5 protein-coding genes are annotated in these 7,276 nt (G+C 72.7%); 1 reads left to right on the top strand and 4 read right to left on the bottom strand.

The window, feature by feature from the left end; all coding sequences use genetic code 11:
- Positions 1 to 646: 646 nt before the first annotated feature.
- The 3 genes from EAD96_RS01145 to EAD96_RS01135 all read right to left on the bottom strand — a co-directional run bounded on the left by EAD96_RS01145 (position 647) and on the right by EAD96_RS01135 (position 5,125).
- A complete protein-coding gene (locus EAD96_RS01145) occupies positions 647 to 2,602 on the bottom strand; it encodes a VWA domain-containing protein (RefSeq protein ID WP_121682962.1) in 1,956 nt (651 codons plus the stop codon).
- Between the two features lie 2 nt (positions 2,603 to 2,604).
- Positions 2,605 to 4,086 (bottom strand): magnesium chelatase, encoded by a 1,482-nt coding sequence (locus EAD96_RS01140; RefSeq protein ID WP_121682961.1) that lies wholly within the window; start codon positions 4,084 to 4,086, stop codon positions 2,605 to 2,607.
- Between the two features lie 70 nt (positions 4,087 to 4,156).
- Positions 4,157 to 5,125, bottom strand: coding sequence for an aldo/keto reductase (locus EAD96_RS01135; RefSeq protein ID WP_121682960.1), 969 nt, complete (start codon positions 5,123 to 5,125; stop codon positions 4,157 to 4,159).
- Positions 5,126 to 5,182: 57 nt separating this feature from the next.
- Here EAD96_RS01135 and mgrA point away from each other — a divergent pair, with 57 nt between their 5' ends.
- Entirely contained in the window at positions 5,183 to 6,172 is a 990-nt protein-coding gene (mgrA, locus tag EAD96_RS01130) for an L-glyceraldehyde 3-phosphate reductase (protein WP_121682959.1), read from the top strand.
- A gap of 1 nt (position 6,173) precedes the next feature.
- Here the strand turns inward: mgrA and EAD96_RS01125 are convergent, their stop codons facing one another.
- Positions 6,174 to 7,070 (bottom strand): lytic polysaccharide monooxygenase, encoded by an 897-nt coding sequence (locus tag EAD96_RS01125; RefSeq protein ID WP_121682958.1) that lies wholly within the window; start codon positions 7,068 to 7,070, stop codon positions 6,174 to 6,176.
- Positions 7,071 to 7,276: the final 206 nt, after the last annotated feature.

Genomic DNA, 7,276 nt, shown 5'->3' with positions numbered 1-7,276 from the left:
ACAAGGCTATTCGTCGGCAGCGTCAGATGTGTATAAGAGACAGCCCGGACACTCCGCTCACCCGGCTTGGAGCGGACACCACACCGACAAGCTGCCCAGTGTGATCTCCCATCACCTGAGATACATCGTCCGTACCCCCGGGAGTGGCCGTAGATCTTGGTACGAAATTGCCCTTATAGGGGCCACTTCGTACCAAGATCTACAGACGGCTCAGGTCGCCGAGGCGGGGGGAGGCAGGCAGCAGGCCGCCCACCCACCGCCAGCATCCACTGAATCGCGTGCACGGGTCGCACCACGGGCATCCACCCTGGCGGTCGATCATGAAGTTGGCGACGACAAACCGGACACCAAACGCCGCCAACTTCATGATCGACCCATCCGGGGCAGGACTGGTCGAGGGGTGGGAGCGAGTGCCGGGGAGTGCGCACGCGATCTTGCAGTTCGCGCCCTCCGGGTGTCCCATTCGCGCGGTTTGCGGGGCACCGAAGTGCAAGATCGGCGAGCGCGGAGGGGCCTTGGGCGGCGAGCTGTCGATCTTGGAGTTGTGGCGCCTCGTGGACGCCGCGAGCCGGGCATCTTGGGCGCCGCAAATTCAAGATCGACGAGAGAGCGAACGGGGGCGAGCGAGAGGGTGCCGGGAGGGAACTCAGCGGCGGCCGTGGCGGGAGCGTAAGTAGTCGGAGACCACGTACTCGCCCAGGTCGTCCAGGTCGGGAGTGAACATTCGGCCGCCCGAACGCCGTGCCACCGCGTCCACGAACCGGCGCAGACCCGGGTCGTCGCCCAGCATGAACAGGTTGAGCGTGGCGCCGTACCGGGTCAGCCGGTCCACCTCCCGGATCGTCGCCGAAATGGTCTCCGGCAGCGGCGGCCAGTGGAAGTACGCCTCGCCGTCCTCCGGGTCCAGGTGCGCTGTCGGCTCGCCGTCGGTGACCACCAGCACCACCGGCTCGGCACCCGGGTGCCGGCGCAGGTGCCGGCCGGCGATCCGCAGCGCGTGCTGGAGGTTGGTGCCCTGCTGCATGTCCGGCTCCACCGCCGCCAGCTCCTGCTGGGTGAGCGGCATCGCCTCCCGGCCGAAGCCGACGATCTGCAGCGCGTCCTGCGGGAACCGGGTCGCCATCAGGTGCGACAGGGCCAGCGCGGTCTGCTTCATCGGGCCCCAGCGCCCCTGCGAGATCATCGAGTACGACAGGTCGACGCAGAGCACCACAGCCGCCGACGCCCGCCGTTCGGTCTCCATCACCTCGAAGTCCTCGACCGCGAGCGGTACCGGCACTCCGGGACCGGCCCGGCGTACCGCCCGGGTGAGCGTGCGCACCACGTCCAGCGGCTGCTCGTCGCCGTACTCCCAGGGGCGGGACGCACCGCTCACCTCGCCGGCCGCGCCGGCCGAGCGGAGGTCGTGCTGGCCGCGCGGGCCGGCCGTCAGGTCGGCGAAGACGCGCCGCAGCGCGGTGCCGGCGAGCCGGCGCAGCGCCTTCGGGCTGAGCGTAAGCCCTTCCGCGTCCCGGGTGACCCAGCCCTGGCGGCGCAGTTCGCGTTCCAGCTCCCGCAACCGGCGTACGTCGTCGGCGGCGTCCCGGCCCAGCGTGCGGGCGACGGCCTCCACGTCGACGTCGTCGAGTGTGGCACCGGGCTGGTCCTGGTCGAGGGAGTCCAGCAGCTCGTCGAGTTCGGCGATCTCGTCGAGTGCGCCGGTGGCCTCGCCGTAGCCGAGCGGCTCGTCGCCGCGGACCCGCTCGCCGCGCTGCCAGTTCAGGTCCGGCCGCAGCGACCGCAGGTGGGCGTCGAGCTGGGACAGCTCACCGGCGAGCCGGTCGCCGAGCGACTGGCGCATCAGCCCGGCGAGTTCCTCGCGCTGCCGGTCCGACAGCGACCGCATCAGCCGCTCACCGGCTGCTGCCCGCCGGGCCAGCACGTCGATCAGCTCGTCGACGTCCTTGGGCCGTTCCGGGAAGAACTCCCCGTGGCGGCGCATGAACTCGGCGAACGCGTCGGTGGTGTCCTCGGAGCGGGCGTGCCGGGCGAGCAGGTCGTTGAGGTCGCGCATCATCTCGGCGAGCTGCCGCTGGACGGCCGGGTCGGCGGTGGCCCGGGCCGCGTCGCGCAGCCCGGCGAAGCGCTGCTCCAGCACGTCGCCGCGCAGCCCGTCGAGGATCCGCTGGTACGTCTGCCGTGCCTCCGCGCTGGCCCAGTCGTACCCGGAGAGCTCCGACACCGCACGGGCGGTGGAGCGGGGCAGGTTGTCGAGCACGGCCTCGGCGAACCGGGCGTCGTCGCCGTCGCGGCCGCGCAGCTCGTCGCGTTCGGCGGCGAGCGCCTGGTCGAGCAGGGCCCGGGCCCTGGTGACGGCGCCGTCGAGGTCGCCGCGGCGCAGCGCCTCCCGGCGCAGGCGACGGGCGCGGGCGGCCAGGTCGTCCAGCCCGCCGCGCCCCTGCGGGCCGCGCCGCAGCAGCTCGCGCAGCGATTCGCGCAGGCTGCCGCCGGCGAGCACGTCGGAGCCGACCGCGTCCACCGCGGCGCGCACGTCGTACGGCGGGGCGAGCGGGTCGGGTCCGCCGCGCCACTGCCCGTACCGGAAGCGGTTGCCGCCGGCCACTGTCAGTCCCGATCCCCGTAGACGGTGCGCCCGGAGTCGGTGACGTCCTTGCCGAGCCGGCGGGTCAGGTGCAGCCCTTCCAGCACGAACTCGATGCCGGCTGCCGCCTCCTCCGGGCTGGGCGCGTCGCCGAGCCCGAGCCGGTCGAGCACCTTGGCCAGCCCCGGTACGGTGCCGACCTGGCGCAGCAGCTCGGACGAGGAGACCAGCTCGCCGGTCTCGACGGCGCCGCCCTCGGCGACGATCGCGGTGAAGCCGGACAGGTCGAGCCCGGCGAGCCGGGCGCGGAACGTCTCGGCGGTGGCGGTACGCAGCAGGTGCGCGAGCACCTCGATCTCGCGCCCCTCCTCGCCGCTCTCGAACTCGACCTTGCCGCGCAGCGTGGAGGTCACCGACACGGTGTCCCCGATCCGGGCCACCGGCGCCTCCGGACGGGACGCCACCCCGGCGCCGGCCGAAGCCGAGGCAGCGGCACCGGCCAGCAGACCGGAACGACGCAACGCGGCGGCGGCCACCGTCTCCGCGGCGGCGATGGCGAACCGGGCGGACACGCCGGAGCGCGGGTCCACCGACGGGGATTCCCGCACGTCGCGGGCGAACCGGGCGAGCACCTCCAGCACGTGCTCCGGCACCACGGCGACCAGGTCGGCCTCCTGCCGGATCAGCGCCAGCTCCAGATCGAGGTCGAGCGGGTAGTGGGTACGGATCTCCGCGCCGAACCGGTCCTTCAGCGGCGTGATGATCCGGCCCCGGTTGGTGTAGTCCTCCGGGTTGGCACTGGCCACCAGCAGCAGGTCCAGCGGCAGCCGCAGCTGGTAGCCGCGAACCTGGATGTCGCGCTCCTCCAGCACGTTGAGCAGCGCCACCTGGATGCGTTCGGCAAGGTCGGGCAGCTCGTTGACGGCGAAGACGCCCCGGTTGGTGCGCGGTACGAGCCCGAAGTGGATGGTCTCCGGGTCGCCGAGCGTGCGCCCCTGGGCGAGGCGGATCGGGTCGACGTCGCCGATCAGGTCGCCGACGCTGGTGTCCGGCGTGGCGAGCTTCTCGCCGTACCGCATCGAGCGGTGCAGCCAGCCGATCGGCAGGTCGTCGCCGGCCGACTCGACGAGCGCCCGGGAGGCCGGGGTGATCGGGTGCATCGGGTGCTCGTTGAGCACCGAGCCGGGGATCACCGGGGTCCACTCGTCCAGCAGCCCGCCGAGCGAGCGGATCAGCCGGGTCTTGCCCTGCCCGCGCTCGCCGAGCAGCACCATGTCGTGCCCGGCGAGCAGCGCGCGCTCGACCTCGGGCAGCACCGTGTCCTCGTAGCCCACGATGCCGGGGAAGCGCTCCTCGCCGGAGCCCATCCGGGCGAGGAGGTTGTCTCGGAGTTCCTGTTTGACCGTGCGGTACTGGTGGCCGGTCGCGCGCAGCTCGCCGAGCGTGCTCGGCAGGTCGGCGGGCGGGACCGGGGAAACCTGGTTGGGAGCGGTCACCCGACCCACGCTAGCGCGCTCCGATGACCGGCGGCCTCCGTCGTCGATGTCGCGACAAGGGAAGCCGCCGGAACGCCACTCACTTACCGAGGCGGGCGCGGACCATCCGGGGTACGGCGGCCAGGCCGGTGACCGGGCGGAACGCGTGCGCGGCGGCGACCAGCGCGGCGTACTCGTCGTCGGCGAGGTCGATCTCGGCGGCGGCCGCGTTGCGTTCCATCTGCTCGACCCCGGAGGCGCCCGGGATCGCCACCACGTTCGGGTGCCGCAGCACGTACGCGAGCGCGATCTGGCTCGGCGTGGCGTCGTGCGCGTCGGCGACCTCGCGCAGCGTGGCGATGAGCTGGGTGCCGCGTTCCAGGTTCTCCCGCAGGAAGTACGGGTTGGCCCGGCGTACCGCCCCGGCGGGCGGGTTCGTGGCGTCGTATCGGCCGGAGAGGAAACCCTGCGCCAGCGGCGAGTACGCGATGACGATGCGGCCGGCCTGCTCCGCGTACGGGATGAGGTCTTCCTCGGGGCCGCGGTCGATCATGCTGTAGCGGACCTGGTTGCTCAGCACCCGGCGGCCCAGCGCGGCCTCGGCGAACCGCCACCGGCGCAGGCCGTAGTTGCTGACGCCGACCTCGCCGACGAGTCCGACGTCCTGCAACGAGCGCATGCCGCGCATGGTGGTGGTGTCGGCGACCACCGGGTTGGCCTGGTGCACCTGGTAGAGGTCGATGCCGTCGACGCCGAGCCGGGCGGCGGAGGCGACCGCCCGCTGCTGCACCACCGGCGCGACCGGCAGCAGCGGGAAGATCTTGCTGGCGACCACGACCTTGGCGCGGTCGTCGCCCAGCGCCGCGCCGAGGATGCGCTCGCTGCGGCCGAAGCCGTACAGCTCGGCGGTGTCGAACAGGGTCACGCCCAGGTCGAGCGCCCGCCGGACGATCTCGGCGGCCCGGCGCTCGTACTCGGGGCCGTAGCCCCACTCCTTGGAGCCGAACTGCCAGGTGCCGAGGCCGATCTTGGAAATGGGCTTGGGGGTGTCGAGCCGCACGTAACGCATGAGGCCGAACGTACCCGCGCCGCTGCGTGCGCACTCCGGTGCGGACAGAATGGCCTGGTGACATACCTCGCCAGCGACGACCGTTACCACGAGATGATCTACCGGCGCAGCGGCCGGAGCGGGCTGAAGCTGCCTGTCATCTCCCTCGGCCTGTGGCACAACTTCGGACCGGACCGCCCCTTCGAGCGACAGCGGGACATCGTCCGCCGCGCCTTCGACCTCGGCATCACCCACTTCGACCTGGCCAACAACTACGGCCCGCCGCCTGGTTCGGCGGAGGAGAACTTCGGCCGGCTGCTCGCCACCGACCTGAAGCCGTACCGGGACGAACTGGTGATCTCCAGCAAGGCCGGTTATCTGATGTGGCCCGGCCCGTACGGCGAGTGGGGTTCGCGCAAGTACCTGATCTCGTCGCTGGACCAGTCGCTGCGCCGTCTCGGGCTGGACTACGTCGACATCTTCTACTCGCACCGGTTCGACCCGGAGACCCCGCTGGAGGAGACGATGGGCGCGCTCGACGCGATCGTCCGCTCCGGCAAGGCGCTCTACGTGGGCATCTCCAACTACGACTCGGAGCAGACCGAGCGGGCCGCCGAGATCCTGCGCGACCTGGGTACGCCGCTGCTGATCAACCAGCCGTCGTACTCGATGATGAACCGCTGGACGGAGGAGGACGGCCTGCTGGACACGCTGGAGCGCGTCGGCGCCGGCTGCATCGCGTACAGCCCGCTCGCCCAGGGCCTGCTCACCGACCGTTACCTCAAGGGCATCCCGGCCGACTCGCGGGTGCGCACGAGCGTCTTCCTGAACGAGAGCGACCTGGACGACGAGACGATGGCGACGGTCCGGGGGCTCGCCGCGGTGGCCGAGCGGCGCGGGCAGACGCTTGCCCAGCTCGCCCTGGCCTGGGCGCTGCGCGACCCGCGCATGACCAGCCTCATCATCGGCGCGAGCAGCGTGGCGCAGCTGGAGGGCAACGTGGCCGCGCTGGACAACCTCGACCTCGCCGGGAACGACCTGGCCGAGATCGAGGGCCTGCTCGGCTGAGTCACCAGATGCGGCGCCGCCCGGCGCGGTGGTTGCGGACACCGCACGGCCGCCCGGGCGGCGGCCCGCCGGTCCGCCGCAGTCCGACCACCGCCGCGGCGAGCAGCGCGACGACGAGCGCCGCCGCGCCGAGGACCAACGGCCGGGACAAGGGTCCGCCGTCGGTCACCGTCGCGACCGGCACGGCCGACTCCTCGTCGGTCGCCGCGCCGGCGAGGGTACGCGGAGGCGACGCGCTCGCCTTCGGCGCTGCCGGTGACGCGTCCGACTCACCGCGTGCCGCCCGGAAGATCACGTCCGAGCAGGAGTAGTACGTGTCCTGGGTGTCCGAGTTCTGCCAGATGACGTAGACGAGGTGCCGGCCGGTACGCCCGGCTGGGAGCCGTCCCCGCATCTCGTACGCGCCCGCGCGGATCGGCGGGTCGGTGACCTGGAGGAACGGCTTCTTCTCCAGGTCCGCCCAGGTCAGCGCACGCTTCGGCGAGTACGAGCCGGTGGTGACGTAGTACCGGAACGTGCCCCGGTGCGGGATGGTGGTGCGGTAGCGGAACGTGTGCCGCGCCCCGGCTGTGAGCGTGGTGGCGGGCCAGTCGGCGCGCGCCAGGTCCAGTCCCCGGTACGCGGACAGCCCGCCGCTGCACAGTTCCCCGTCCGGGATGCGTTCCCGGTCCCGCCCGTCGATCCGGGCCACCCGGATGTTGTCCCACTCGCGTACCGCCGCTCCGGCGGCGATCGCGGCCCGACAGGCGGGCGTCTGCGCCCGGCCGCCCTCCGGCCCGCACGCGGCGGACCGGCTCAGCGGGCTGGTCGGCGCACCGTGCGCCGCGGCCGGCGCGGCGCCCAGCGGCACCGTCGCGGCGACGGCGGCGAGCGCGGCGAGCGCGCGACGTGCGGCCATGTGATCGACCTCCCGCGCACTGGTACGGCCGCGAGCCGCGAAAGGTTCGATCCACGCCGATCGGCCCAGGGGACATGACCGAACGGACAACCGGGGCGGCGACGGACGCCGGAGGGGCCCTACAGTGACGAAACCCTGTGATCGAGGAGCGTCCCTTGACCGAACCGGCCCCGTCCCCCGAGCCGTCCCGCGCCGCCCCGGTTGTC

The organism is Micromonospora sp. BL1 (genome assembly GCF_003667485.1).
Taxonomy (GTDB): Bacteria; Actinomycetota; Actinomycetes; order Mycobacteriales; family Micromonosporaceae; genus Micromonospora; species Micromonospora tulbaghiae.
This window is presented reverse-complemented; position numbering and strand designations above follow the sequence as displayed.